Here is a 26799-nt window from a genome sequence, read left to right as displayed (position 1 = left end):
ATAATGATGAACACTGTTCAAAAAAAGAATACTTTTCTCATTCTTCTAGTCTTCTTGTTCATGTCTTCTTTTTTCTCAGATCGAGCACATGCCATGTTCAAGGATGTAAGTACAAATCATTGGGCCTATTCATCAATTGAATGGGCCATCAACCAAGGTTTGATAAAAGGTTATGCAGATGGTACATACCGACCACAACGTACATTAACAGAAGCAGAATTTGTGACAATGCTTATTCGCTATGATTGTAGCGGTGATGCGACTGGACAATTGGGAGTATACACCGGTGAACATTGGGCTTCAGGAAATTATCGTTTTTTACAAAGAAAAAACATTCCCTTACGTGGCTATTCGAATGTAGCCTTACGTGACCAACCAATGACTCGCGGGCAAATGGCACGTATTGTGGCTGCCTTTAATGGGCTTGATTTATCCGAACCTCACGCCGTTCAATATATGTATATTCAAAATTTATCATCTGGTATGACAGGTAAAAGAAATTATAACGATTATGGTGTTAATCGCTCCTTAAATCGTGCGGAAGCAGCTGTATTTCTAGAACGTATTGCTAATAAGGGAAGATGTCGTATGGAAGGCTTAAGAGTTCCTGCTGCCGGATTAGATAATCAACAATATTATCCATTCCCTGTCAATTTTTTCGGAAACGAAACAGCTACTACATTTTCTCCTCCAACGTCACCACCTGTCGTGACGCAACCGGGGCCAATCAGCGATTTAAGACTAACAGATGTAGAAATTGAAAAGCAAGTATTAACATCGAACGGAGTAGATTCAACCTTTATTAATTTGACGCTAAAAGATTGTTATGGAAATCCGATACCTTATGATGAATCCATTTCATTTAATGTTTCTTCTGAAGGTGGAGCTAGTCTCGCTGGCGGTGGTAGCAATATCCCATCCTATTCAATTAGATTTGGTACCCTTATTTATTCATGGGGGCTCCAAGGTTATACACTAAACGGATCGATCATTTCAAATCATCCAGAGATTTATTCTGTTCGAGTCTCACTGGATGTTGATGGATTTCGTGAAACACATGAAGCCAGAGTCATAAATAACGAATATACAATTGAAGGGGGTAATGACTCTATTACTTTCGACACTGGAACAATAACTGTGACAGTTCTTGATCGACAAGGATCCACACTTGATTCAGCGCTTTATGTTCTTAACGATCAGCAAATAGAAGCAGCTGCTTTGCCAGAACATGAGACAACTCTCAGTATATCATCTACTTCAACCTCAACCTGGACGGATGGACCTGAACTAGCAGTAGAGGTAACAGCTCCTCAATCAAATAGAGCTCGAAAAGATACAATTTCGTTTCGTGTGACCTCTACAGGGGCTACGAATATGGCTTGCTATCGAAACCCTATTGAAATTCCGCTTAGCTACGAACCAAAGGCTGAACTTCGAGTAGAAGCACAAGATCCAATCATCTCAGCAGATGGATCCGCTAAAACTCAAATTACTGCAAAAATCGTTCGACCAGGTGGACAAACGATTACTAACTTTAACGGCCGAGTACAATTCCGCTCAGCCCAAGGAGCCTATTTATCGAATAGTGAGGTTAATTTTATAAATGGAGTTGCAACGACTACTTTAACATCTATTTCTACATCGAGAGTCGTAACTGATCAGATCTTTGCAGAAATCGTTAGTGTCGACAATCGGTACCGTCAAGACATCGAATCGGTACTAAATCAAAGTCACAGCACAGATGTTGTCTATGATCCAAAGCTGCAACTTGGCGGAGCTTGTACAGTAGATGATCTTGAAATTGCTTTTGTTATCGATTCTTCAGGCAGCATGAGACAAACGGACAGAGACAGATTACGCGTGTCTAAGTCTCAGGAATTACTCTCAAGTATAGGAGCAAATCAAAACATCGCTACTCACTTTAACGGGAGAGGCCATTACCTTGCAGGACCTGCTATTGTACCTGTCGTTAGTCCTACACTCCAACAAGTCATTCAATCTGGTGGAACAAATATGGGGGCAGGATTAGAAGTTGCGTTTAGTAACTTCACCACAAATTCTACTAAAAAGGTCGCTATTTTATTAACAGATGGACGCTCAAGTCAACGTAAAGTGACAGAAATGATGGAGAAAGCTAAAGCTGAAGGCATCACGATTTACACAGTGGGACTAGGAAAGAAAAATCAATTAAATGAAGCCTTATTACAAAAAATTGCTGAAGAAACAGGCGGAAAATATTTTCATGCTCAACAAAACATTGATATTAGTACAGCCTATCAATCGATATTAGATCAAATTCTTTGTGACGTACCTCCTTCAGGTTGTGTGCAATCAGGTCAAATTTTCTCTGGGGCATCCTTAAAATCAGCTCGTACTCACTTCTACATGGAAACATTCATGAATAATAATTGTGGAGATATCGATAAAGTCATTGTTCGCTTCCACGCTACCGATGGTGATATTGACTACCAATTAATCAATCGAGGACAAGATTACTACGCCTTGAAAATTGATAACGATGAAATTGCAAGACTCGCACTGCAACGTGAAGGAACCTTTTTAGCTTACAATAAAGATGGCAAATTAGTCGGGCAAACGCAGATTCCTATTCAGTACAATTAATCGTAACCCTTCAAATGTCAGCTTACGTTGATGTTTGAAGGGTTTTTAGTTCCTAGTTAGAAAAAAAGAGTAAGTTTTATACATCCAAGGGTGAGAGAAAAAGTTTATTTATTAAACACGTATCATTTTCACGTTAGATTACTTACCAATTTTATTCTTAAAACTAGTGAACAAATATAAGATAGAAATGCGGGGAAAAATATATTTTTGAGTGAAAGCTCTGATTTTGTTCTCGAATCACTTAATTCGATGGTGGAAATAGAATATTTTACAGCTAAGTTTTCAGCTGTCATGCCCATACCACAGCCAACATAATTATCCTTTAATGTTTCCCATAACATATCATCAACAATTGGCACTTTACTTGGTGAACCGAAACAAGTGCCTCTTAAGATATGCGGTGATAAACTCATATTTTCTGTACCGTCTGCCACTATTACATTAGCCTCCCCTAAAGCGATGGATTGTGCCCTGGATACAATCGATTGTAAGCCTGATCCACAAAATCTATTCAACGTTAAAGCTGAAGAAGCTTCTTTTAAGCCGCTTTTCAAGCCAATATGTCGAGCTAAATAGGGAGAATATTTTTACTATTTTGAATTACATTCACAAAAATAATTTCATCAATATCCATAGCCGGAATGTTACTTCGCTTAATCGCTTCCTTTGTAGCAATTACACCTAAATCAACTTCACTAACATCCTTTAAAGATCCTCCAAATGTACCTGCTGTTCTTGCCCCATCAATAATATAAGTTTTCATCAAATCATTTCCTCATTTTCCATTTACATGTAAGCTGTTCTCATCATTTTGCTATCCCTTATTAAATCCCTTACTTGGATAGTCAAAACCCTAAAAAGATTCTTCATTCCACCTGTGTAGTCACTTTGAGGTATTTCTATAATCGGCATATTGTTCCTGTCTATAAAAGGATAGAATATCAAGGCATTATTTGTACTCATAAAATCCTCTTCCCGTCTTTTTGCCAAGATGGCCAGCTTCCACCATTCTTTTTAATAAAGGACACGGACGATATTTTGAATCATTGTAGCCTTCATATAAACTTTGCAATGTATATAACACAACATCAACTCCCACCATGTCAGTTAGTTTTAACGGTCCAATAGGATGGTTAGCACCGAGCATCAGGCCCTTATCTATTTCAGATGGAGCATTCCCTTCCATAACAAGAAAAGCAGCTTCATTTAGCATTGGCACCAGTACTCTATTTACAACAAATCCAGGATAATCCTTTGCTATAATAGTCTTTTTTCTCAGTTTCTCTCCGAAAGCTTGCGCCCACTCTATAACAACTTTGGATGTGTTAATTGAAACAACAATTTCAAGGAGCTGCATAATCGGAACAGGGCTAAAAAAATGTAGCCCTATTACCTGCTCCGGTCTTTTTGTAACCGAACTCATATCTGCAATTGATAAGGAAGACGTATTGCTTGCTAAAATGGCTTCTGGCTTTAAAAGTTCATCTAATGTAACAAATAGCTCTTTTTTCTGATCTATTTTTTCAGGAATTGCTTCAATAGCCAAATCTGCATTTTTTCCATCGCTTATTCGAGTTGAGAAGATAATCCGTTTTTTTATTTCCTCCTGCGCTGTAGCATCTTGCTTTCTTAATGCTTTTTCAATCTGGTTTTTCCCCTTAATAAGATCTTCTTCCGTTCTGTCCATAACAATAACATTAAACCCAGCCTGTGCAACTACTTGAGCAATACCGGCACCCATTAAACCACAACCAATAACTAATACTTCATTGCACTGCTTTAATGATAATTGAGACATCTTGTCCGCCTCCCTATTTAGCGTAGCTAATTTAAGCCATTTTTTTGCCAATATGATTGATAATTGTTTTTGATAACTGGAAAAGTTAATCCCGCTTTCATAAAGAACTTCAACGCACTATTAAAAGCTCCAACCGTTATCCTTTTTACAGCGACCATATGTCCAATTACTAATTGTTATGCACACACTCCTTCTTTTGTTATACAAAATAATTAGCTTGTTAGAACGTAAGTAAGCGCTTAAAATGAAGAATATTAACACTTTTTAAAACTTATTCTTAGAAGAATTATAGATCTAAGGGAGTGTCATTACATGCATATTGAACAACTAAAGTATATTCTAGAAGTTGCAAAAAAAGGAACTATTTCTAAAGCTGCAGAAACATTACACGTATCACACTCTGCTATAAGCCAGGCTATTTCAAATCTTGAGTCCGAGTTAGGGATACCTATTTTTAAAAGGTCCCGTTCAGGAAGTGTTTGCACAGAAGAGGGTAAGACTGTTCTTAAATTATCCTATGATATCATGAATAAAATCACAGAGCTTAAAGAATTCGGTCAGAAATCAAGTTTAATGAAGGGGAATTTATCTATGTCTTCATCCCCAATCTTTTTCTCGACGGTTCTTCCTGAAGCTTTATATGCATTTAAAAATGATTACCCCAATATACAAATTGAAATAAACGAAGATAGCACGGAAAGTATTATTGCAGCGGTTAAAAACTATCAAATAGACTTAGGCTTAATTTTTGGTTCTCATGAAACGTTGAAATCTGTCTCTCAACACTTGATATCCCGTTCGCTTTATCAACCCAAGTTTATGGTTTCTGTCAGTAAACATTCACCTTTAGCCAGTAAAGAAGTAATATATCCTGAAGAAATGCTCCAATATCCATTAGTTATTCGTAATGAAAAATTTGCAAAAGAAGTTTGGGAAAATATCTTTTCAACATACGGTAAAGGAAATATTCTATTTTATTCAAACAATGACGATGTAATTAAAAATGTAGTAGCAAAAAACTTAGCAATTGGTTTTTCAACTGATTTAATGAAATATGATCCTCTTGTTAAAAATGGAGAAATCATCATGATTCCCTACGTTGATAATAAGAATAAACCTATCCTTCATTTGATTTGCATACAAGCAAAAAATAAATATCTTTCTGCTATTGAAAAAGAATTTGTAAACTGTATAACCATGAAAATCAATTCGTATTAGGAAATAATTTATAGAACTAATTTAGAAAGTGTGTATTTTATTCTTTTAGAGACAACCCCTAAATTTGATTTTTGCAAGAAACCTATAAAAATTTTTAATTACTCAAGAGATCTGATAAATACTATGAAGTTGTTTGAATAGATTCTGATAAGCTATTTTATAATTTAGATCTTACTGATTTTTCTTAGGTAGAGTAATAACAACCTGTCCTGGACCTACAGTAATATTTCCGGAATTTTCAGACCATACTTCCAATTCTACAAGTGACTCATTATTTTCATGCCATTTCTTTTTGACAATTCCCTTTGTCATTACTGTCTCTCCAACCGTATTGAAGACCTTCATGCGGAATTCCTTCACACTCTTAATCGTACCTGAGAGACCTATAAAATTACGGACTGTCCTTTCCCACATTCCGTAAAGAAAAATAATATTTGCGTACATCTCAGGGGCACCAGTCTGTTTTGCATACTCTGAATTGTGGTGAATGGAATTAAAATCACGATTGGCGCCAGCTGCCATAACCAGCCGGGCAACACTAAGCGGAAAATGCAATGATGGAATTTCGTCTCCTATCTGAACATCTTCCCAATAACGTCGTTGTTTATTTTCCATATATGGTAATTCCTTTCAATTTTAGATCCACTTATCTTTTCAATTATTCATGCGGAAAATAATGATATGTTTCTAAACGTATTTTTGCCACGAGCTCTTCTTTTTGATTTTCTATTTTTGTTTCCCAAATTTGAAATGCTCCTCGCCCAACTTTTGTTTCTTTCGGAACACAAGAAAGCAAAACGTCTCCGGCTCGGCAAAGGCGATCTCCAATGATCACTGGCTTGATATAGTCAACCTCAACATTTGTTGCAAAGTAAAAGGGGGTTGGAGGAGTTAAATCAGTTTTAACTACTAGCAACGGAAGTTTAGTAGCGGGAACGTTTCTTTCCGCACTGTTAAACACCTCCATACCCGGCTCCCAATAAGGAGGAATCAACCATGTAAAGAGACTGCTATAAGGAGCAACAATATCACTATAACCGTATTCATCTGCAACAGCTTTATCATAGTGAAGAGGACAATCAAACTCAAGAGGTTCAAGAAATTGGCGAGTTGGGCCCTGTTCAACAGGATCTGCCCCCCATTGTTTCAATCCCTCGTTAAAATTTGTTCCTATTGCATCAATCATAGGTTGCCAATCTTTTTTCCAATCTTCCATCCGTTATAATCCTTTCTGTCGTTTACTTTACTTTCGTAGATTCAACTTATATATAATAATAGTACTACCTCTATTAATTAGCTTGGACTCGAGAGAATGGATTGACTAACAATTTCCCTTAATAAGTTTTTATTGTATTTACCGTTTGCATTCTTCGGAATTTCTTCTATGAACATAAATTGATCGGGTAACCACCATTTAGGAAACTTTGGTGTGAGCCACTCAACGAGTGCTTCTTCTACATTAGTTGTCCCTTTTTCTTTATTTTTTAATAAAATACAAGCAATCGGGCGCTCCAGCCACTTTTCATGGCTGACTGCAACAACACAAGCCTCTAAAACATCCGGATGAGCCATTAGTTCATTCTCCAATTGGACCGACGATATCCATTCGCCCCCACTCTTGATCACGTCTTTGTCCCGGTCAACGATACGTATCGATCCTTGTTCATTTATCGTTGCAATATCCCCACTCTTCCACCATCCATCAATAAAACTGGTGCTTGATCGTTTGTCTTTAAAATATTCGCTGGCAATCCATGGACCACGCACCAAAATTTCTCCCATATGTTCATCATCCCACGGGACTTCTTTTCCTAATTCATCTATAATTTTCATTTCTAAGCCTGGCAAGAGCATTCCTTGTCTTGATCGAATTTCATTCTTTTGATCATCACTTAGTCTCTCTTGGTCTCGTCTAATATGAAAAAATGTTACAATTGGTGACGTTTCCGTGGCACCAAATCCTTGTACAATAGGTACTCCATGTTTTTGGGAGTACTTATCAATCAAAGCTTTTGGTACCGCTTGCCCTCCCAACATGAGTTGGCGCAAACTTGATATGTTATATTTTTTTTCTTCTAGAATGGTCAACATGTCAATTCCTAATGTTACAGCACCAGCTGAAAACGTAACTTTCTCGGACTCTATTAATCTCAAAAGGTCTTCTGCTTTTGGCCGTGTACCAGGTAGTATTAACTTTGCTCCTGTTGCAATAGCAGCATAGGGGATGCCCCAAGCACATACATGAAACATAGGAACAATCGGCAAAATATGGTCATGTTCAGAAATTCCCATTACATCTGTAAAGCATAAAGCGGATGCATGAAGATATATACTTCTGTGACTATATACGATCCCTTTTGGAAGTCCTGTTGTAGCAGAGGTATAGCATATCGAGGCTGGTGAATTCTCGTCAAGTTCCTCAAAAGAGTAAGTATGATCCGCGCTGGATAGAAGGCTTTCATAGCTAAATACAGGAGAAAGACTCGTCTCAGGTATAGTATTGTCCAATATTACATATGCTTTGACTTTAAGGAGTTTGTGAGCTATTGCTTCCATTTTTGGTACTAAATCTTTATCTAAAAAGACAACCTCATCTTCAGCATGGTTAATTGCGTATGCAATTTCCTTTTCACCATACCGAATATTTACGGTATGTAATATCGCTCCATAACATGGAATTCCAAAATACAATTCAAGATGTCTATGATTATTCCATGCAAAAGAAGCAATTTTGTCTCCTTTTTTTATACCTAAGAATTTTAAAACATTTGCTAGTTTCTGAACTCGTTCATAGTATTGGGCATAATTATATCGAAACAACGAATCATCTGGTTCTCTTGAGATAATTTCATTTTCAGGAAAATACCGTGCAGATCTTTCTATAAATGTTTTTAAATTCAATTGAAATGAATTCATTTTCTTCCTCCGTTCTGCTAGGCACTAATAATAGTTCTAGCTTTCCTACCCAAACGAGGAAAGCTAGTCATATTTATTGTTTTTTGCTTAAAGGCTAATTTCAAATTCTCTCGAATGCTCATCTTGAGGACGCTTGACTTCTGTCGCCACCCTTGTTCCACAGTTCGGGCAGAAATATTGAAAGAAAGACATGGCTTGGTCAACATATCTATCTATGTCAACAAAATGTTTTCCCGCTTCCTGAATCGTCCCTTCATAAATTAAGCTGCTTGCCTTAAAGTCTTGAGTTCCCTTGGAAATCACTTCTCTGCAGCAACTACAGCTTACATTGATGGTTTGACTGCTGTTTTTATGAACAAACAAATAATCTCCTACCTGAACTGCATCTATAGGAATATCCACATTTTGAGATAAACGAGCCTCCAAATTATCTGGAGCCTTTTCTTGACATTGTTCAAAGCGGTTTTTCCGCATTTCAAGACGGTTGGCTTTTGTAGCTTCTTCGTCTACATATCCTGTTGATGTAAATTTAACACCATATGTCTGTTCCGCTGCTTCTTGAGAGATTATTCTATCTGCTACATCCATACGCACCAACTCTGGATCACGATCAAGTTCATCTCCATAGCCCGAACTTGATCCCCAATTCCATTCGACTATATCTGTCTCAGATAAATCGATTGGCATACCTTTCCCATTGGTTAACACTTCTTGCCCTTGAATTTCCGCTATTGATGCTGGCATTTTTCCTTCACTGAATAACCTGCTAATATTAGAGTTCTTGATAATTCGAGTATCTCCTCGGCTACCTGGCAATCCCCCCTGTAAACCTACAGTTTTTGGTATTCCTTCTGAAGAATGCGTACCCAAAGTTACTTGTCCCTTGTAGGGAATATACGCTAATATCCCCCCATTTCCACCTCGAAAACGCCCCGATCCTGCTGAATCTTGGTGTTCGTTTCTATAAAGGTATAATATAGGCCAATCTCTTTCACAAGCTTCTATATTTGGTCCCTTTCCTTCTGGAACCCACCAAAGCCCATTGGCGAATGAACCGTCTCTATTAAGAGTTGCGCCTGTTGTACCGATCATGTTCTCCAGCATTGGTCCAACATAATATTCCCCTCGTTGGTTAGTACCATAATGTATATTGATATGCCACTGAGATGGAGTAGGACATAGTGCCAACTTTCTCAAATTAGTGTCAGTGGAAGACATTATCATTTTACTGATGATCGAATTGGCCATAGATATCGCCAATTCATTTGCATAAATTCCTGCTGGGCTAACAGCAGCTCCATAATCAGGACACGTAAGTGTTCCCGGAGTAGGATCAAATTGCAAGTGGGGAATCGCGCCACCGATCGCACCCATTTGGTCTGGAAGCAAAATAACATTAAGTGCTGATAAAATTGTGCCTCTCCAACCGCAAAACGGAGCGTTGATGGCACCTACCTGAGGATCTGTTCCTTCATTTTTAAAAATTAACGTATCTCCTTTTTTTGTGACAGAAAGTTCGACTTTATAAACCCCTCTATCCCCTGTAAGTGCAACCTCCTGATAAACTCTTTCACTCCAAGTTCCATCAGGAATAGATCTCATACAATCCATAAAAGCAGCTTCACCTGCATTCATCATCTTTCGCATAGCAGCTTTCACTTTGTTCGGACCATATTTCTTTAACATTTCAACGATACGAGTTTGTGATGCATGGCATCCTGCAATAGCTGCTCTTAAATCAAGCGCAAGATTATTTGGCGTTCTTGACGCTCTTAAATAAATCGCTTCTAATTCAGGGTCAATTTTTCCCTCTTTCACAATCTTCATAGGGGGAAAACTAGGGGGATCCGAAAAAACATCGGGAGCATTCTGACAAAAACTCCCTGGCATTATTCCTCCAATATCGTTTTGGTGCATAACGTTCGACACCCAACAAAAAATCTTGCCTTCCCACACTACAGGCGCACATACTCCTACATCAGGCTGGTGGGGAGCGCCAATCCAAGGATCATTCTGTAAAAACATATCTCCCTCGTTGATACCTGCTTCTCCTCGGTGCTCCAATATATACTGAATTATTAAATCCATTGCACCGGAAAAGTACTGGAGGTAAGGACCGAACAGAATAATATCTCCTTCTTCTGTGTGAAGGCTAGTTTGAAAATCCCTTGTTTCTAAAGTGATTGGGGACACTGCCAAGTTTTCTATTACTTTTCCATGTTCTTGGTTTACGCCCCATAAACTATGTCGAATAACTTCAAACGTAATCGGATCCACTTCTTCATCATATTCTTTGTGAAGCTTTACAATTGGAGAAATATTCAGAGGTTTAAACGGTATATATGCATGTTCTTTACCATTCCAGAATTCCTTTAATTGAGCAAGAGTTTTTTCCATAATTCGGTTCCTCCTTCTTCTATTTCTTCTTAAACAGAATCTTCAATGGTAGAAACAAGTTCATTTGATTGATTCTTTTTTAATTTTTCTCCTAAACTTAATATAAAATCGCCACGTTCCGTTTTTTGTACTTGCTGACCTTTATCAATAACAATTGAGGTGCCAGGAAGATCGATAACAGCCGGTCCATTTACTATATTTCCACCTAATAACTTTGAACCATTATATATTTGGGCATTCACTGGAGATGTCCCTCCCAAATAGACCAATCTTTCTGGCTTCTTTGCTCCTTCTGGAGGAGTAGCGGATGAAACCGCTTCCGTTTTTCGTTTTGGTTTCCACACACGTACTACAGGTTCGGAGCGAATTGATTCTATTTCCAATTGTGCCCCCGGAAGTATAGATGCAGAGCCATACCGCTCTTTGTACATAGATGTAAAGTCATTTACAACCTGTTTAATTGTTTCTTCATTCAAAGTTTCAGAAGACAATGGAACTTCCAAGGAATGTTTTTGCCAATTAAATCGCATCCGAACATACCGTTTAAATTCAATGTTTGCATCTTCCCCTACCTCTTTGTAAACCAAATCTTTAGAGTTGTTCTCTATTTCAAAAAAAAGGGTTTCCAATTCTTCTGCATTGAACGGTGAAAGAAGCACTACCTCTTTTTCAGTCTCATAACGAATGTCACTAATTGATATTCCGAATGCAGACCATACAGAAGAAATTTCACCTGGGATAATAACCGTTCTAATGCCGAGGTCTTCCGCATAGGATGCCGCATGTACTGGACCTGCTCCCCCGTATGAAACCACAACAAAGTCTCGTGGATCTAATCCATGCCCTATTACTTCGTTTTCAATGAGATTGGCCATTTTTGCATTTGCGACGTCTACAATCCCTTGAGCAGCTTCAATTGTACTTATCCCAAGTGTTGACGCAAGTTTAGAAACAGCTTTCTCAGCCAACTCCTTATTCAGATGCAGCCCGCGACCTGAACCAGTGCCAAATACCGTCTCAGGATCGATATATCCAAGAAGTAAATCAGCATCCGTAACGGTCGGTTCTTCCCCGCCCAATCCGTAACAAGCCGGGCCAGGATTAGCCTTAGTACTTTGAGGTCCAACGCGGAGCCCCCCACTATAAGAATCAACCCATGCTATACTTCCTCCACCAGCACCAATGGACTGAATTTTCACATTAGGAGCATTGTAGAAAAATTTATCCACTATTGCCTGTTCAGAAGTCAATGGATCTCCATTCACAATCAAGCCTACATCAAAAGTTGTTCCACCCATATCAGTACCAATGATATTTTTATATCCTAATTCTTTTGCTAAACTTTCGCATCCCATAATCCCACCGACAGGGCCCGATCCTATGGTTAATACAGGAGCTTGGCGGCTGCGGATAGCGGGGAACATGCCCCCATGACACTGCATGATAAGGAAAGATGCATCAGACCCTCTTGAGCGGATCCCATTTTGGATCTTTTCAAGATATTTACTCGTTGTTGGACCTACATAGGCATTAATTGCTGCAGCAATTGTTCTTTCATATTCTCCAAGCGTTTGAGAGGCCTCATGTCCACATGTAATAAAAAGGTCTGGAGCCATTTCTTGAATAATTTCTTTTGCTCTTAATTCATGTAAAGGATTCTTAATACTCCACAAAAACGATATTGAAATCGCTTCCACTTTTGAATTTATTAAATTTCGCACAGCTTCGCGGATCTCTTGTTCATTGAGTTCTACTACAACATCGCCATTACAATCCATTCGCTCTGAAATGCCTTTTATTTGCTGACGGCTTATTAGTGGGTCTGGCTTCGGTATCTCCACAACTTTTAGTATATTTTCAGGTGTTTCCCCAGCTACACGCCCTAAGCCTCTCATCATAATAATCGTATCTTCATGTCCCTTTGTCGTGATTAGCCCCACTTTCGAGCCATTTCTTTCTGTAACAATATTAGTTGCTACAGTAGAACCGTGTGAAATCCTAGAGAGCCTTTGAAATACTTCTCCTGAAGAAAGCCCCATTTGTTCCCCAGCAGCTTCTATACTATTAAAGAAACCCGATTCAAATCCATCTTTATAGGATGTAAGTGCTTTACCGTAAACTACATTTCCATCTAAATCTAGCAAAACACAATCAGTAAATGTACCACCAATATCTACACCACAAACGAGTTCAGATTTTGTCATGCTTTCTTCTCCCTTCATTCATTGAATAATTGCTATTCTTTATTTTTTGGACTTTAGTGACAACATTCAATGTATTTTTTGTGTACAAGTTACATTGTTAATAACAAATTATTTTAGCTTCAACCTCCTAAATGTCTAAATTTTCTAAATGTTAAGATTACAATTTAAGTATATTTAATTGTTTTATAAAGGTAAAGTTAACAATTTCTACAATTATGTTAATCATACTTACATAAAATTCAATTTCCAAAACGGTAATTTATCAATTGCTTTTTTTATAATCCGCCTTTTATTAAGCTCATTCTTATTTCTCTATTGGCAGGTCAAACTTATCGTTCGAGACCGTATGAAAAGGCTGCTTACCATCGCTGGCCTAAATGAAGAGTTAACACCGCATTCTTTACGACATACACATACTTCACTACTAGCAGAAGCTGGTGTTTCACTCGAACAAATCATGGACAGACTTGGTCATTCTGACGACAAAATCACAAAATTTTGTGTATCTCCATGTAACCCAAGAAATGAAAAAAGAAGCCTCTCAAAAGTTCAGTGAACTCATGAGAAGCCTCCGTTAATTAACCTCAATGTTAGCAAAATGTTAGCATTTCACTCTCACCTTACCAACAAACCCAGTCATACCAAGGGTTTAAGGAGCAGATTACATCATGCCGCCCATAAATCCTCCGCATTGTAACATGTTTAACGGAAGTTTATAAATGTGGATTAACTCACTTTATATCAACGTTTTTTATAAATTTTTTTTGTAACATCTTTAACATTAAATTATTATTAATTACGAGCTTACGTTACCCGTTTGTTACTCCACTTTTAATCAATGGTACAATGGGGCTCTGCCTTTTATTTTATTTACCATTATTGAATTAAACATTTTTTAGAGCGTATTTTTTACGCTCTTTCATTTATTTATTAAATATGAGGAAAAACGAATTATAGTATTTCTTAAATTGCCTGATAAAACAGGCTTTTTTATGTTAATTCAAAACTGTATGTTAAACGATTCTATATGTTTTGTGGTTAGAAGGTGGTCAAACAATATATAACATTTGCTATTAAAAACTTAGGTTAAGCCACAACAGGATCCTCAGGTTCATCATCAATATCAAATTCTCGTGTCTTATAAAAATGTTTTTGCTTTCTTACCCAAATACCATGTTAAACCCTTATTTGCACTAAATCCAATAACCACCAACTCCAAAAGGAATTGATTTTTCTAGCGCTTTCCTTGTAAACCAAAAGGAGCCTCAACGACCTAAGCGTTGTCATTCAGATCAGGTTTGAAGCAGGGTCTATGTATTGACTGGCGATATGGACTATGATCGAGAAATTGGTCTATAGCACTTTTTATGCATAAAAAAGACCCCCAGCCAAATTGGATGAGAGCTATTTAAAACGTTGAAAATTCACGTATAAATCAATTTACTGTAAGATTTCCATTTTGAATGTATCTGTATCAAGTTTATTATACTCCTTAGACGAAATAGCAAGCATGATTAATGGCAGGTCCTCTTCGTTTTTAAAAGCATGGACTACATATGGCGGAACTTTTAAAATCAAATTATCACTTGATGAAATATTGATTTCTTCTATTATTCCTTTATCCAAATTCCTCAGTGCGACCTTTGCTTTCCCACTAACAATCACAAAATACTCTAAAGTTTTTTTATGATAATGGTTGCCCCTGATACTTCCATTTTCAGAATATAGCAAGTAGACCTCTTCGATTTGTTTATTTCCTTCAAGCTGGCTTTTCATTAAGATTTTTTTTAGACTTCCACGTTTATCCTCATAGGGTTGAATTGAAATTAATTCAAATCCTTTCTCCATCATAACAACTCCTTCTCATCCAATACCGTGAACATCATCTTCCTTTTCCTGTAAATTTCTCTTTATTTTCCTTATACCAATCAATGGTTCTTTCTATACCGTCATGGAGACTGATCTTTGGTTCCCAATTTAAAAGGTTTTTAATTTTTGAGGTATCTGGCTGTTGTCTCCAAACTTCATTTTCCCTATAAGATAAGGCACCGTAATTAGGTGTTTTATTTAGGCCCATTTGATTGTAAATCATGTCAACATAGTGCTTTAGCTTATTAATACTGCCGCTGCCGATATTGAATATTTCGTTTTTTATCGTCCTGTTTTGGGCAGCCAAAATAAAACCTTCGATAATGTTGTCTATATAACAATAATCCCTATATTGCTCACACGGAGTTAAATTCACATCTTTGTCTTCTAAAATAGACAAAATGATATACGGAAAGAATTTATGGCTTCCCTCTTTTTCACCAAATACACCGAAAGGTCTTAACGTTACAATATCTATATTATTTTCTGCAGCAAGTTGGTGGGCAATGATGGATGCCGATGCTTTCGTACTTCCGTAAATACTATCAGGCTCCAAGTGGGAGTCCTCTTTGATGATTTCCTTTTTATCGCCGTACTCCATACAAGTTCCGATATTAATAAACTTCTTGCATCCTACGTCTTTTAGTGAGTTTAACATATGCATTGTCCCAATTACATTTGTGTTAACTGCCGTAAAATAATCCTTTTGTCTAGAATCTACACCATATGCCCCAACATGAAAAATATAATCGGGCTTAAGCTGTTTTACGCAATGATCAATTGACGAGGAATCTCTTAAATCAATCCGATGGATATCAATCTCCTTTTTTAATTCTTCAATTCTCCATAAGTCGGATGATTCCCTAACGATAATGGATACATTGGCTTGTTCTTTCACCATTTTTTGAACTACATGAGAACCAATGAAACCATTGGCACCGGTAATAAGAATCTTTTGATTATCAAAACGATTAGTCACCGCCATATTCTCCTCCATTGTTATTTTTCCAGTTCAGGAGTTCTAGTGGGGATCTCCATAACTTTCACTCCTGAAAACAGATGAGGCCATTTTTCTAAATACTTTTGCTCTAACCAGCGATCTTCTTCCACTTTATTAAAACACCACTGAATACAATCCTTCTTCCATTGGTATAGGCACTCAAGTCCGATTTCATTTCTTTTAAATCCAATTAGTCCCGCATCATAAACGCCATATTTCTTTTCTTCTTCGACAGAAATGGACCTATTGACAATTAAAATAGAGTTTTTTTGCTTCAGCTCAGCAAATATACGATTATAATCTGTTACAAAGTTATGATCAGCGTCGGTATAAACAATCGAATTCACTTGATAATTATTTTTAAATACATATGAAATAAAGGAAGATTTTAATGTCCGGAAATATTCATTCGAGTTTCGAGTGTCTTTAATGCTCAATAGCTCGTTGCCCTCAATGTTTTTTAAAGAAATGAGAATGACATGGTCTAAACACAATTTGTTTAAGTAGGAATAGGTTGTATCGTCTAGGCAGCAAATCCATAGTTGGAAATTCGGGGTATTCAGCTTAAGGGAGTTATAAAATGCTAAAACTTGTTCTAGTGTCTCTTTCCCCATAATGGTACAAATATTATATTTCTCTTCTTCTGTTGACACATTTATGTCAAGGTTAAAATAATTTCTTATATGATAATCCTTTACGTCCTTTTCTTGGACAAAATCACCGTCAACGTCAACGTCTTTTATTTTATCTATCATTGTTATTGAGGCATTTATATATGGAATATAAATATGCTTGGTGACGTCATCCCTGCAATTCATGACATAATTACAAATATCAAAGACATTGCCGTCATAGTATTTAAACCCATAGAAATGGAAAAATATTATTTTTTCATTATTGATCAATATATCTTGGTCTGTTTTAATAACTGGACTTTCTAATAACTTGTAATTTATGATATAAGGAGTAAGATTGACGCCTACATTCTCGATAACTCCAACATTTTGAAATCTGTCAGGCCAATCATTTGCATATACCTGGTCGCTCCAACGTCCTTTTTCCCATCTGTCAAAACACCATTCTATCAGCTTTTCTCTAAACCAATGAAGGCATTCCATCGAGTATTCATCTCTTTTAAAACCCATAAAACCAGTATTGTAAATGCCGTTCGTTTCACCAAGCATACTATGTTCTTCAAGCCATTTTTCGCCTGTCAGCGTAACAGAGTAATCACCCCATTCGGTAAATATAGGATCTGGATTTGATAGGAAGAAGGTATCCCCGTCCAGCCATACAATATGATCGATTTCTTGGAAATGGTTTAATAGGTATAGACATACTGACGCTTTAGATGTCCAAATATATTCCTTGTCATTTCGAGAACTTTTTACCGATAATAATTCTTTGTCTTCCTTTTCAACCTCCTCTAAACTTATTATAATTGCATTAGCTAGATTCATTTTCTCAAATAAATTTTTTGCTTCTTCATGAAGACATATCATAAAAAAGTTAAAATCCTTATCATGTTGTTCAATTGAGTTGTATAATAATAAACCTTTATAGGCGTAATCCTTACTAAACGTTGAGCAGTAATAATGTTTCACTGTTCAATCTCCTTTCAATTTTGGGGCGGCTTAGCCTTCCTTTTACTATTGGTAAATATAACGATAATCAATAACATTCTTCTTCTTTATCAACTCTTCGTTTTTAATAAATTCATCCCAGGCCGTTACGATAACAACATGATCAACCCTTGAAAGAAGTGATGGCAGATTAGGAGCATATTCAATAGGAAGACCGTATGCCTCTTTAAACTCTTCGTTTGCCATAGGATCATAGGCGATAATATTCTTGTACCCTTTTTGCAGCAACCCTTGAATTATTGCTTTTGCCGGTGTATCCCTAATGTCATTTGAATTTGGCTTAAATGCCAACCCGAGGATTCCTATATACTCATTCTCTTCTGCTTTACTTACTACATCACAGATAACAAATTCTTTAATCGTTTCGTTTACTTTTAAGACACTTCTTAGTAGTTCCGGTGTGTAAGAATTCTTTAAGGACTGACTCACTAAAGCCATCGTATCCTTAGGAAGGCAGTAGCCGCCAAAGCCACAACCTGGAAAAGCATAGGAGGTCATATTAGCGGGTGAACCAAACCATCTTCTGTCGAGATGTAAAACCTTAAAGGCGTTCTTAATATCAATCTCTCCGATGGACTTGGCGATGAGCGACTGTTCATTTGCGAAACTGATAAGAGTTGCCAGCAATGTGTTAGATAAATACTTAATATATTCAGCAGTATTTAGAGTAACCCGATATATCGGGGCATTAAAAGGGTGATAAATGGTTTCGACTATTTGTCCGCTTTTCTCATCTTCCTGTCCGATAACAATTCGATCCGGATTCATAAAATCTTCCCAAGCATACCCTTCTCGTAAAAATTCAGGATTATTGGTTAAGCCAATATCAATGCCAACCTTAAAACCTAATTGTTCTAAATAAGGTTTAATCCTTTCTCTTGTTGTGGATGGCGGAATAGTGGATTTAACAACTAATACTTTAAATTCCGGTTTTGTTATATAGCCAGTTAAACTATTAATCGCATCGAAAATATAGCCTAAATCCGCACTGCCATCTGCTTTGCTCGGTGTTCCCACACAGAGAAAAATAACTTGACTGTTGATTACGGCTTCTTGTAAATCGTCCACAATTGTAAATCCTTTGTTTAAGTGCTGTTTTAATTTTCCATTAAGATAAGGTTCATAAAAAGGAATTTCCCCTTTTCTTAATTGATCTTTCTTTTTTTCATTAATATCATAACCGTAAACACGGTAGCCTTTATCGCTAAATCCTAGAGCTGTTGTCAATCCCACAAATCCAAGGCCAATTACCGTAATCAATGAATATCACCTTCTTCCTTCAAAAAGGTTAAAAAGCGATAAACACCTTCGTCGATTAAAATGGACGGGGAATAGTTCAGAATTTTTTTAGCCTTTGAAATATCCGGGCATCTTCTCAGAGGATTATGGGTTAAATACACCTTTTCTTCGGATTCTCTAAATTCGATAGACTGATTAAAACCAAAAAGGACTGAGCCTATATCCTTATATATTTGAGCCAAATCTTTAATCGAAATTTCCGGTTGATCTATTCCTATATTAAAGTAGTCAAACGGTTCATATAATAGAGCTTTTAAATAACCAGTGATTGCATCTGTCACGTAACAAAATGTCCGAGTTGGTTTTCCGTCGGAATGCATGACCAGTTGTTTATTCTCTATAATGGCTTTTGCAAAATCCGCAGGAACCCGCATATCATTCAATCTCATTCCCGGTCCAAAATTATTAAATGGCCTGACTATGGAAATCGGCATGCCGAATTTTTCGGCGTATAAATAACATAGCGTCTCTCCGAATCGTTTTGCCTCATCATAACATGCACGTGGTCCTATCATGTTCACATTCCCTCTATACTCCTCGGAAGTCGGAATATAATTTGGAAATGGGTCACCATACACTTCACTGCTTGAGAAAAACAAAAACCCTTTAATTTTTTTATCCTTATAAAAATTCAGCAAAGCCCTTAGTCCTGATACATTTGCATCAATGGTTTCAAGAGGATATTTACGGTAAAAGGTCGGCGAGGCGATGGAAGCCATGTGGATAATAAAATCGGCATCGTTAATTTTATTAGCATCAAATGATGCAAACTGCGTAATATCAAAATTATATAGTTCAATCTTTTCATTTGCTGTGCTTAAATCCGTAATCCAGTTAGGTTTTCCAAGTTTAAAATTGTCAATCCCAATAATTTTTTTAATCCCAATCCGTTCTGAATTGTCAGATAAAAATGACATGAAGTAATAGCCTAAAAATCCAGCGCAACCCGTAATTAGGATGGATGAATCCTTAAGTTTTTCGATTTCAGACTGGTCAAGATTATTGAATATATACTGAAGATCTGATTGATAAATGGTATGGTTTTTAACTGTTTCCATTTAATCCACTCCACATTAATTCTTTTTCCTGAATATAATTACAACTGCTGCAGTTGCGTCCTCGCATCTTATTAATTATTTTTATCCCATATTTTCCAAGGAGCTTTGTTGGACTCCCACAATTCTTGTAAATATTTTTTATCACGTAAGGTATCCATTGGATACCAAAACCCGCTATGTTTATAGGCCATTAATTGACCTTCCTTAGCCAGGGTTTCTAGCGGTTCCTTTTCAAATATTGTTTGTTCGCCCTGATTTAAATAATTAAATACTTGTGGCTGCAATACCAAAAAGCCGGCATTTATCCATCCGCCATCTCCTTGTATCTTCTCCTGAAACTTTTCTACCTTCTGATCAGATGACAAAGACAACACACCAAACCTGCCCCCTGGCTGTGTTGAAGTTAATGTAGCCAGCTTCCCATGAGAACGATGGAATTCTACTAATTCCTTAATATTTACATCACTGACTCCGTCACCATACGTCATCATAAACGGCTGATTCCCGACATAATCCTGTACTTTCTTGATACGGCCGCCCGTCATTGTGTTTAAACCTGTGTCAATCAAGGTAACCTTCCAGGGTTCAACCGAATGTTGGTGAATAATGAATTCATTTCCCTTATGAAATTTAAAGGTTAAATCAGAATTATAAAGGAAATAATTAAAAAAATATTCCTTGATAACATGACTCTTATACCCTAAGCAGATAATAAAATCGTTGTATCCATAACTAGAGTAGAGTTTCATTATGTGCCATAGGATTGGCTTTTCACCAATTTCTATCATAGGTTTCGGCTTTAAATGGGTTTCTTCGCTTATTCTCGTGCCAAACCCACCTGCTAAAATTACGACCTTCACATGATTACTCCTTTCTTAGGTTTTGTTTGCACCACATGAAATTGCCTGCTACGCGAATTTCTTTATAACATATTCTTAACTTCTAAAATTGTTACGGCATATCGGACAGATTAAAACCCGTTTTTAAAAAGGAAAGTTACATGTGTCTTTAACTGTAAAAAGGAGAAAATATTTTAAGATGTTCAGAGAGGGGGAAAATTATTGAGAGCATTTACATATAAACGAAGGTAAGGAGAGTTAAAGACAAAATTGATCAATGCGGCTTTTTAAATCTTGAATGATTTCGACTGGCCGTTTATTGGTTGTATCATATAGATAGTCTTTGTTTGGTAAAAAGTTTTTAAATTGATTTAATAACATTAAAGATCCTTCTATTAAAAAATCATCCCCTCTTTCATTTAGTCGAGAAATAAGTGTATTTTCATCCGCACTTAATACAACATAATAAATCTTTACATTTAAATCCGAGAAGTACATGGGAAACCACTCTACTTCCGTTCCAACAACATAATCAATAATTACATTAATGTTTTCTTCAACGAAATTCCATGTTAAAGAAAGAATATTTCTCCATACAATTGAAGCCTCTTCTCCCATCGTTGGCGGGGTTTTTCCTTTGAACATTAATTTGATTTGGTCACCTTCGATTAATGCAACTTTATCCATCTCCTGGGTAAGCTCTTTTGTTATCGTAGATTTTCCCACTCCATATGGACCCGATATGATGTAAATTGAACGATTATTTCCGTTTTCCATTTTTAGTTTCCTTTCTTCAAACTATTTTCTAAAGGATATTCTGAGTTGACTCAACTTGTGCTAGTAATCAAACGCGTTTTGAAGAACTTCAACCAAATCGGTTGAGAGCCTTTGAAATGTTGATAATTAACGCTTTGAGAACTGAGGCGCACGACGAGCACCTTTAAGACCGTATTTCTTACGCTCTTTGTACATTAAATATGAAGAAACACACTATAAAAAAATCCTTATTTTATTAATGTATAGTCGTATTTTTCGAACTAAATGAAAATGAAATAATTTACGATTCTAAGGTATTAATAGTAATTAATGACGTGTTTTCTTATGTTCTTCGTAAAGTTCATACATCCTTTTTAAAATTGTCAAAGCTTTTTCCTTATATGGTTCTTGCCACTCGTTCCAATGAGTATTATTTGTAGTAAGTGGAGGACATTTCTACAATTGGCATATCAGTTGAGGGTATAATACTCTCTTGCTCTTGAGTCCTCGCTAAATGTCTAACGACATCATGAAAATCATTGGCACTCCATAAGGTCTGTTTAATACAAATTTCTAAGGCAAATTCAGTAAATGGTTCAAAGTTCTTTACTGCTCTGCTTAAAATCTGTAACTGATCTCGCATGTATCTCGGATATCGCTTTTCAACTTCTTCAAGAAATAGTTGAATCTTTTTCTGATCATCAAAAGAAGCTTTTATAGTTTCCATATATGCTTGTATACCTTTTGACTTATCTCTTGAATGATCCGAGTTCTTTATCAGCTGCTCTTTTTTTCTTGAAAGAGGATGGGTAGCTAATAGTTTACCTCCAGGATTCTTTTCGATAATCAGGGGCAAACACTTCGGTAGGTCTCTTTTTTATTGTGTTATGTACTTGATAGTTTCCTTTTCTATCAAGCCAAGCTAAACATTGCTCATTCCAAGTCTCTAGCTGATGATACACTCGATTTTTCGCAAAGTTTCTTTTAATGAATTTCACCACATTTTCAATCTTACCTTTAGTTTCTGGATCTGCTGCTTTACACAAATAAACCGAAAACCCTCTTTGCTGTTTATAAGCTTGAAACTCTTCCGTATATATAATGTCACCTCCATTTTCACTTACTGTCATAAGCTTATCTTGGTCATGTACAATCTCGTCTGTTCTGCCTCCGTAATACTCAAATGCATTCTCCTGAGAACGTAACACATCACGAGTAGTAAAAGGCCGATCTTGCCACTCCGCATATTAATAACGTGATTGAGAAAGTACAAAGGCAATTACATATATTTTTATCCACTTCCCTTCAAATGTCCTAATCTTTAATTCTCCAAAATCTACTTGCATTTGTTGTTCTGGATAAATTGCATTTTCTTGCAATAGCTGCAACTTTAAATCCCTGTCGTTTCAATTGATGAACTTCTACAATCACTTCTAATTTCAACACCTTCCCGATCCTCCAGTACATCAGTCATATTCATACTTCTTGATTTTAACTGATTGGAGGTTAATTAGCAGAAAGTGTTCATTTTTATCAAGCAAAAACTGTTCAATTTAGTCTAGCAGTTACAAGAAGGCAGAAGAAAGATTTGATAGTCAAAAAACACTAGTAGTAAGAGTAGATATAATGGCTGATAAACATTTAGCAGAATTAAATGGTGAAGTTAATTATGATGCACCATCATATGAAGAAGAAGAGCCACTTGACGAAACAGACTATAATGCTTGGGAGTATGAACAACAAATGAAAAAATTCGCTTGATAATGAGTGGGGTAATTGAAGAACAAAAAAAGAAACCGCTTAATACATAATCATTTGTCCATGTTAGCAAATAGGTAGCATAGATTTTTTCATTTTTAAGGTGAAGGAGCTATTTGATTGACGAGTTATGTAGTTGAATATTATCAAAACCCTTTCCTAAATGCGAAAGGGTTTTGACATTCCATTTTTAGATATTTAGAAAGGAGCGGACTACGGCAGTAGCTACCACAAATATATTACTTAAACTTTAAGCATCTCATTCAGTAATTTTTTATACAATAATAATCTATTGTGACGAAATGAGTTTCTAAAACCTGTATATGTTGGTCTTACTTTTGCACCTTCTTGTACTACTTTCTTGGTGTAATAGGCAATACGCTTCATCTGTTTACTCATTTTTTCTCCACCCTCAAATATCTAATGAATTTAATGGATTATACTTGTCATTTTGCTCTCTCAATTCGTTTCCCCACATTGCAACATATTTCATTGCGACCGCTATATTTTGGTGTCGCATGAGCTTTTGAATAGCAAAGGCACTCATACCAGACATAGCAAGTCTATGACAAAATGTATGACGAAACGTGTGAGCAGATACTCTTACATCTTTGAAATTCATCTTTTCTGTAAATATTGAAATATCAGCATTAAAACATTTTCAGTTAGTTGGTTATTATCTCGCTTTACAAAAACATAATCACTTATAATTCCCCAATATTGCTTACAAAAAGTATGATAACCTGCTAGTTCTTTTACTAACTTATCCGTAATAGGAATTGTTTCTTTTCTTCTGCTCTTTCCAAAAACAGATATTGATTTATTTACGAAATCAACGTCTGACCATTGAAGATTAATGACTTCCCCTCGTCTAATCCCTGTACCAAGAATATTTCAATGCAATAATCAATGAATTTACCTAGCAACATTTCGTAATTTTTGATATTCGCCTTACTTGTGAAACGTCTGTCATCTAAATAGTCTTGATATGCAAATTTTAACAACAAAAAAACCACTCCCTATTTTTTAGGAAGTGGTTATTGTTACTGAAAATAATTCTTTACATGACTGCTTCACAGTTTGGGTGAAAAGTAGTTGTAACTATTTCTCAAATATAAGGCTTCAATAAGACTTAGAAAGCCTTACATCATGCCGCCCATTCCACCCATGCCCATGCCGCCCATGTCAGGCATGCCGCCGCCAGCGTTTTCTTCTGGCATATCAGCGATAACAGCTTCAGTTGTTAGGAACATTGCAGATACACTTGCTGCGTGTTGAAGAGCAGAACGTGTAACCTTAGTTGGGTCAACGATACCAGCTTCAACCATGTTTACCCACTCGCCAGTTGCAGCGTTGAATCCAATTCCAACTTCTTCGCCTTTAAGACGTTCAACGATAACTGAGCCTTCAAGACCAGCATTGTGTGCAATTTGACGAACTGGCTCTTCAAGAGCACGTAGTACAATGTTTACACCAGTTGCTTCATCGCCTTCAGCGTCAACGGCTTGAACAGCTTTGATTACGTTAACTAGTGCTGTACCACCACCTGCTACGATACCTTCTTCAACCGCAGCACGAGTAGAGTTCAATGCATCTTCAATACGAAGCTTGCGTTCTTTTAATTCTGTTTCAGTAGCAGCACCAACTTTAAGAACAGCTACACCACCAGCAAGCTTAGCAAGGCGCTCTTGAAGCTTTTCCTTGTCAAACTCAGATGTTGTTTCTTCAAGTTGAGCTTTGATTTGGTTAACACGAGCAGAGATTTGATCTGGCTCGCCAGCACCTTCAACGATTGTTGTGTTTTCTTTTGTTACAACAACCTTGCTTGCGCGACCAAGTTGAGTGATGTTTGCAGACTTAAGGTCAAGACCTAGGTCTTCAGTAATCACTTCACCACCAGTAAGTGTTGCGATATCTTCAAGCATCGCTTTACGACGGTCACCAAATCCTGGAGCTTTAACAGCAACAGCATTGAAAGTACCACGTAATTTGTTCACAACAAGTGTTGCAAGTGCTTCACCTTCAACATCTTCAGCGATGATAAGGATTGGCTTACCTTGTTGAACAACTTGCTCAAGAACAGGAAGAACTTCTTGAATGCTTGAGATTTTCTTGTCTGTGATAAGAACGTAAGGGGTGTCAAGAACCGCTTCCATTTTATCTGAATCTGTTACCATGTAAGGAGATGCGTAACCGCGGTCAAATTGCATACCTTCTACTACATCTAGCTCAGTAGAGAAGCCTTTTGATTCTTCGATTGTGATAACACCATCATTACCAACACGATCCATTGCCTCAGCAATGATTTGACCAACTTCTTCATCAGCAGAAGAGATCGCAGCAACTTGAGCAATTGATGCTTTGCCTTCAATTGGCTTAGAAATGTTCTTAAGCTCTTGAACCGCAGCAGCTGTTGCTTTTTCGATACCCTTACGAATAACCATAGGGTTTGCACCAGATGTTACGTTTTTAAGACCTTCACGAATCATCGCTTGAGCAAGAACAGTCGCAGTCGTTGTACCGTCACCAGCGATGTCATTTGTCTTACTTGCTACTTCAGCAACAAGCTTAGCACCCATGTTTTCGAATGCATCTTCAAGCTCGATTTCCTTTGCGATTGTAACACCATCATTTGTGATTAATGGAGAACCGAACTTCTTCTCAAGAACAACGTTACGTCCTTTTGGTCCTAGTGTTACTTTCACAGCGTTTGCAAGTGCATCTACCCCGCGAAGCATAGAGCGGCGTGCGTCTTCACTAAACTTAATATCTTTAGCCATGATTTCTACCTCCTGATTTGGTTATATGTAGTTCCACACATTTGTTTATTTAGCCAATAATTGCAAGTACATCACTTTCACGAAGGATTAAATATTCTTTGCCTTCATACTTCACTTCTGTTCCTGCATATTTAGAGAATATGATTGCATCGCCTTCGCTTACTTCAAGAGCGATACGCTCACCGTTGTCTGTTACACGACCAGTACCAACAGCAACGACTTTTCCTTCTTGAGGCTTTTCCTTTGCAGAATCTGGTAATACAATTCCGCTCGCAGTTTTCTCCTCAGACTCAACTAATTCAATGATAATACGATCACCTAATGGCTTTAACAAGGAAAACACCCTCCTTCAAGATCTTAAAAATTCAATTGTTATGTTATTAGCACTCACTCACCATGAGTGCTAACACAATTATTATGATAATCATATCGACTTACTTTTGCAAGCCTTTTGCCAAAAAAAATTTACGACATAACCTGTCATTTTCAGCTGTTGCTACAGAGTTAATTTACAAGCAAAGACCTTTTAATCATATCCAACTTTCCGTTCATTATTCCTTCATATTCTGTACATAAACATCGAGGCTTTCGTTCTGCTTTTCTTACGTGCATATGGTAAAATATAAAGATGCATTTTAGACA

At 36.8% G+C, this 26799-nt stretch carries 26 protein-coding genes and 2 pseudogenes; 4 read left to right on the top strand and 24 right to left on the bottom strand.

What is annotated here, in order from left to right; translation table 11 throughout:
• Positions 1 to 6: 6 nt before the first annotated feature.
• Positions 7 to 2622, top strand: coding sequence for a VWA domain-containing protein (locus IQ10_RS16070; RefSeq protein WP_158640067.1), 2616 nt, complete (start codon positions 7 to 9; stop codon positions 2620 to 2622).
• A 128-nt stretch (positions 2623 to 2750) separates the two neighbouring features.
• Here IQ10_RS16070 and IQ10_RS18635 read toward each other — a convergent pair whose 3' ends face one another.
• The 3 genes from IQ10_RS18635 to IQ10_RS16060 form a co-directional block, all read right to left on the bottom strand.
• Positions 2751 to 3137 carry a thiolase family protein gene (locus IQ10_RS18635; protein ID WP_277878077.1) on the bottom strand — a complete coding sequence of 129 codons (387 nt, stop codon included), beginning with the start codon at positions 3135 to 3137 and terminating at the stop codon, positions 2751 to 2753.
• Between the two features lie 53 nt (positions 3138 to 3190).
• Complete coding sequence (locus tag IQ10_RS18630) at positions 3191 to 3385, bottom strand: thiolase family protein (protein ID WP_277878076.1); 195 nt, start codon at positions 3383 to 3385, stop codon at positions 3191 to 3193.
• Positions 3386 to 3571: 186 nt separating this feature from the next.
• Entirely contained in the window at positions 3572 to 4420 is an 849-nt protein-coding gene (locus tag IQ10_RS16060; RefSeq protein WP_144451488.1) for a 3-hydroxyacyl-CoA dehydrogenase family protein, read from the bottom strand.
• A 312-nt stretch (positions 4421 to 4732) separates the two neighbouring features.
• Between IQ10_RS16060 and IQ10_RS16055 the strand changes: the two genes are divergently transcribed.
• On the top strand, positions 4733 to 5638 hold the full coding sequence (locus tag IQ10_RS16055; protein ID WP_144451487.1) for a LysR family transcriptional regulator: 906 nt from the start codon (positions 4733 to 4735) through the stop codon (positions 5636 to 5638).
• A gap of 171 nt (positions 5639 to 5809) precedes the next feature.
• Here IQ10_RS16055 and IQ10_RS16050 read toward each other — a convergent pair whose 3' ends face one another.
• From IQ10_RS16050 to IQ10_RS16030, 5 genes are all read right to left on the bottom strand, one after another.
• On the bottom strand, positions 5810 to 6253 hold the full coding sequence (locus IQ10_RS16050; protein ID WP_144451486.1) for a hotdog family protein: 444 nt from the start codon (positions 6251 to 6253) through the stop codon (positions 5810 to 5812).
• Between the two features lie 43 nt (positions 6254 to 6296).
• Positions 6297 to 6854, bottom strand: a complete 558-nt coding sequence (locus IQ10_RS16045) for an FAS1-like dehydratase domain-containing protein (protein WP_144451485.1) — start codon at positions 6852 to 6854, stop codon at positions 6297 to 6299.
• 77 nt (positions 6855 to 6931) lie between these two features.
• On the bottom strand, positions 6932 to 8554 hold the full coding sequence (locus tag IQ10_RS16040; protein ID WP_144451484.1) for a long-chain fatty acid--CoA ligase: 1623 nt from the start codon (positions 8552 to 8554) through the stop codon (positions 6932 to 6934).
• Between the two features lie 87 nt (positions 8555 to 8641).
• Positions 8642 to 10951, bottom strand: a complete 2310-nt coding sequence (locus IQ10_RS16035) for a hydantoinase B/oxoprolinase family protein (protein WP_144451483.1) — start codon at positions 10949 to 10951, stop codon at positions 8642 to 8644.
• A gap of 29 nt (positions 10952 to 10980) precedes the next feature.
• Positions 10981 to 13155 carry a hydantoinase/oxoprolinase family protein gene (locus IQ10_RS16030; protein WP_158640066.1) on the bottom strand — a complete coding sequence of 725 codons (2175 nt, stop codon included), beginning with the start codon at positions 13153 to 13155 and terminating at the stop codon, positions 10981 to 10983.
• Between the two features lie 334 nt (positions 13156 to 13489).
• Between IQ10_RS16030 and IQ10_RS16025 the strand changes: the two are divergent.
• Positions 13490 to 13733: pseudogene (locus IQ10_RS16025) on the top strand (tyrosine-type recombinase/integrase); the annotation flags it as partial.
• A gap of 862 nt (positions 13734 to 14595) precedes the next feature.
• Here the strand turns inward: IQ10_RS16025 and IQ10_RS16020 are convergent.
• The 11 genes and pseudogenes from IQ10_RS16020 to IQ10_RS18625 all read right to left on the bottom strand — a co-directional run bounded on the left by IQ10_RS16020 (position 14596) and on the right by IQ10_RS18625 (position 23065).
• A complete protein-coding gene (locus IQ10_RS16020; protein ID WP_158640065.1) occupies positions 14596 to 15003 on the bottom strand; it encodes a polysaccharide biosynthesis C-terminal domain-containing protein in 408 nt (135 codons plus the stop codon).
• Positions 15004 to 15037: 34 nt separating this feature from the next.
• Positions 15038 to 16009: an NAD-dependent epimerase/dehydratase family protein gene (locus IQ10_RS16015; RefSeq protein ID WP_437177697.1), complete on the bottom strand. Its 972-nt coding sequence runs from the start codon at positions 16007 to 16009 to the stop codon at positions 15038 to 15040.
• A gap of 14 nt (positions 16010 to 16023) precedes the next feature.
• The gene (locus IQ10_RS16010; protein ID WP_144451479.1) at positions 16024 to 17628 is read right to left on the bottom strand and encodes a glycosyltransferase; all 1605 of its coding nucleotides are present in this window, start codon (positions 17626 to 17628) and stop codon (positions 16024 to 16026) included.
• A 45-nt stretch (positions 17629 to 17673) separates the two neighbouring features.
• Positions 17674 to 18927, bottom strand: a complete 1254-nt coding sequence (locus IQ10_RS16005) for a UDP-glucose dehydrogenase family protein (RefSeq protein WP_144451478.1) — start codon at positions 18925 to 18927, stop codon at positions 17674 to 17676.
• A complete protein-coding gene (locus IQ10_RS16000) occupies positions 18924 to 20024 on the bottom strand; it encodes an NAD-dependent epimerase/dehydratase family protein (protein WP_144451477.1) in 1101 nt (366 codons plus the stop codon). Before IQ10_RS16000 ends, IQ10_RS16005 begins: the two co-directional genes overlap by 4 nt.
• A 71-nt stretch (positions 20025 to 20095) precedes the next feature.
• On the bottom strand, positions 20096 to 20884 hold the full coding sequence (rfbF, locus tag IQ10_RS15995) for a glucose-1-phosphate cytidylyltransferase (RefSeq protein ID WP_144451476.1): 789 nt from the start codon (positions 20882 to 20884) through the stop codon (positions 20096 to 20098).
• Positions 20885 to 21121: 237 nt separating this feature from the next.
• Positions 21122 to 21640 (bottom strand): P-loop nucleotide/nucleoside kinase family protein, encoded by a 519-nt coding sequence (locus IQ10_RS15990; RefSeq protein WP_144451475.1) that lies wholly within the window; start codon positions 21638 to 21640, stop codon positions 21122 to 21124.
• Positions 21641 to 21766: 126 nt separating this feature from the next.
• Positions 21767 to 21829: pseudogene (gene rpsI / locus IQ10_RS15985) on the bottom strand (30S ribosomal protein S9); the annotation flags it as partial.
• 220 nt (positions 21830 to 22049) lie between these two features.
• Complete coding sequence (locus tag IQ10_RS15980) at positions 22050 to 22346, bottom strand: hypothetical protein (RefSeq protein ID WP_144451474.1); 297 nt, start codon at positions 22344 to 22346, stop codon at positions 22050 to 22052.
• Between the two features lie 94 nt (positions 22347 to 22440).
• Positions 22441 to 22827, bottom strand: coding sequence for a transposase (locus tag IQ10_RS15975; protein WP_144451473.1), 387 nt, complete (start codon positions 22825 to 22827; stop codon positions 22441 to 22443).
• A 106-nt stretch (positions 22828 to 22933) separates the two neighbouring features.
• On the bottom strand, positions 22934 to 23065 hold the full coding sequence (locus IQ10_RS18625; RefSeq protein WP_277878071.1) for a hypothetical protein: 132 nt from the start codon (positions 23063 to 23065) through the stop codon (positions 22934 to 22936).
• A gap of 180 nt (positions 23066 to 23245) precedes the next feature.
• Here IQ10_RS18625 and IQ10_RS18620 point away from each other — a divergent pair, with 180 nt between their 5' ends.
• Positions 23246 to 23380 (top strand): hypothetical protein, encoded by a 135-nt coding sequence (locus IQ10_RS18620; RefSeq protein ID WP_277878070.1) that lies wholly within the window; start codon positions 23246 to 23248, stop codon positions 23378 to 23380.
• Positions 23381 to 23620: 240 nt separating this feature from the next.
• Here IQ10_RS18620 and IQ10_RS18090 read toward each other — a convergent pair whose 3' ends face one another.
• The 5 genes from IQ10_RS18090 to groES all read right to left on the bottom strand — a co-directional run bounded on the left by IQ10_RS18090 (position 23621) and on the right by groES (position 26491).
• Positions 23621 to 23776: a hypothetical protein gene (locus tag IQ10_RS18090; RefSeq protein WP_158640064.1), complete on the bottom strand. Its 156-nt coding sequence runs from the start codon at positions 23774 to 23776 to the stop codon at positions 23621 to 23623.
• A gap of 13 nt (positions 23777 to 23789) precedes the next feature.
• A complete protein-coding gene (locus tag IQ10_RS18825) occupies positions 23790 to 23933 on the bottom strand; it encodes a hypothetical protein (protein ID WP_437177698.1) in 144 nt (47 codons plus the stop codon).
• Between the two features lie 62 nt (positions 23934 to 23995).
• Entirely contained in the window at positions 23996 to 24235 is a 240-nt protein-coding gene (locus IQ10_RS18820; RefSeq protein ID WP_277878075.1) for a tyrosine-type recombinase/integrase, read from the bottom strand.
• Between the two features lie 284 nt (positions 24236 to 24519).
• On the bottom strand, positions 24520 to 26157 hold the full coding sequence (gene groL, locus IQ10_RS15960) for a chaperonin GroEL (protein ID WP_144451472.1): 1638 nt from the start codon (positions 26155 to 26157) through the stop codon (positions 24520 to 24522).
• Between the two features lie 49 nt (positions 26158 to 26206).
• Positions 26207 to 26491: a co-chaperone GroES gene (gene groES, locus IQ10_RS15955; RefSeq protein WP_144451471.1), complete on the bottom strand. Its 285-nt coding sequence runs from the start codon at positions 26489 to 26491 to the stop codon at positions 26207 to 26209.
• Positions 26492 to 26799 lie beyond the last annotated feature (308 nt).

The organism is Halalkalibacter nanhaiisediminis (genome assembly GCF_007830185.1).
Taxonomy (GTDB): domain Bacteria; phylum Bacillota; class Bacilli; order Bacillales; family Bacillaceae_D; genus Halalkalibacter; species Halalkalibacter nanhaiisediminis.
Note: the sequence above shows the minus strand (reverse complement) of the source record. Positions and strands in the feature narration are given on the sequence as shown.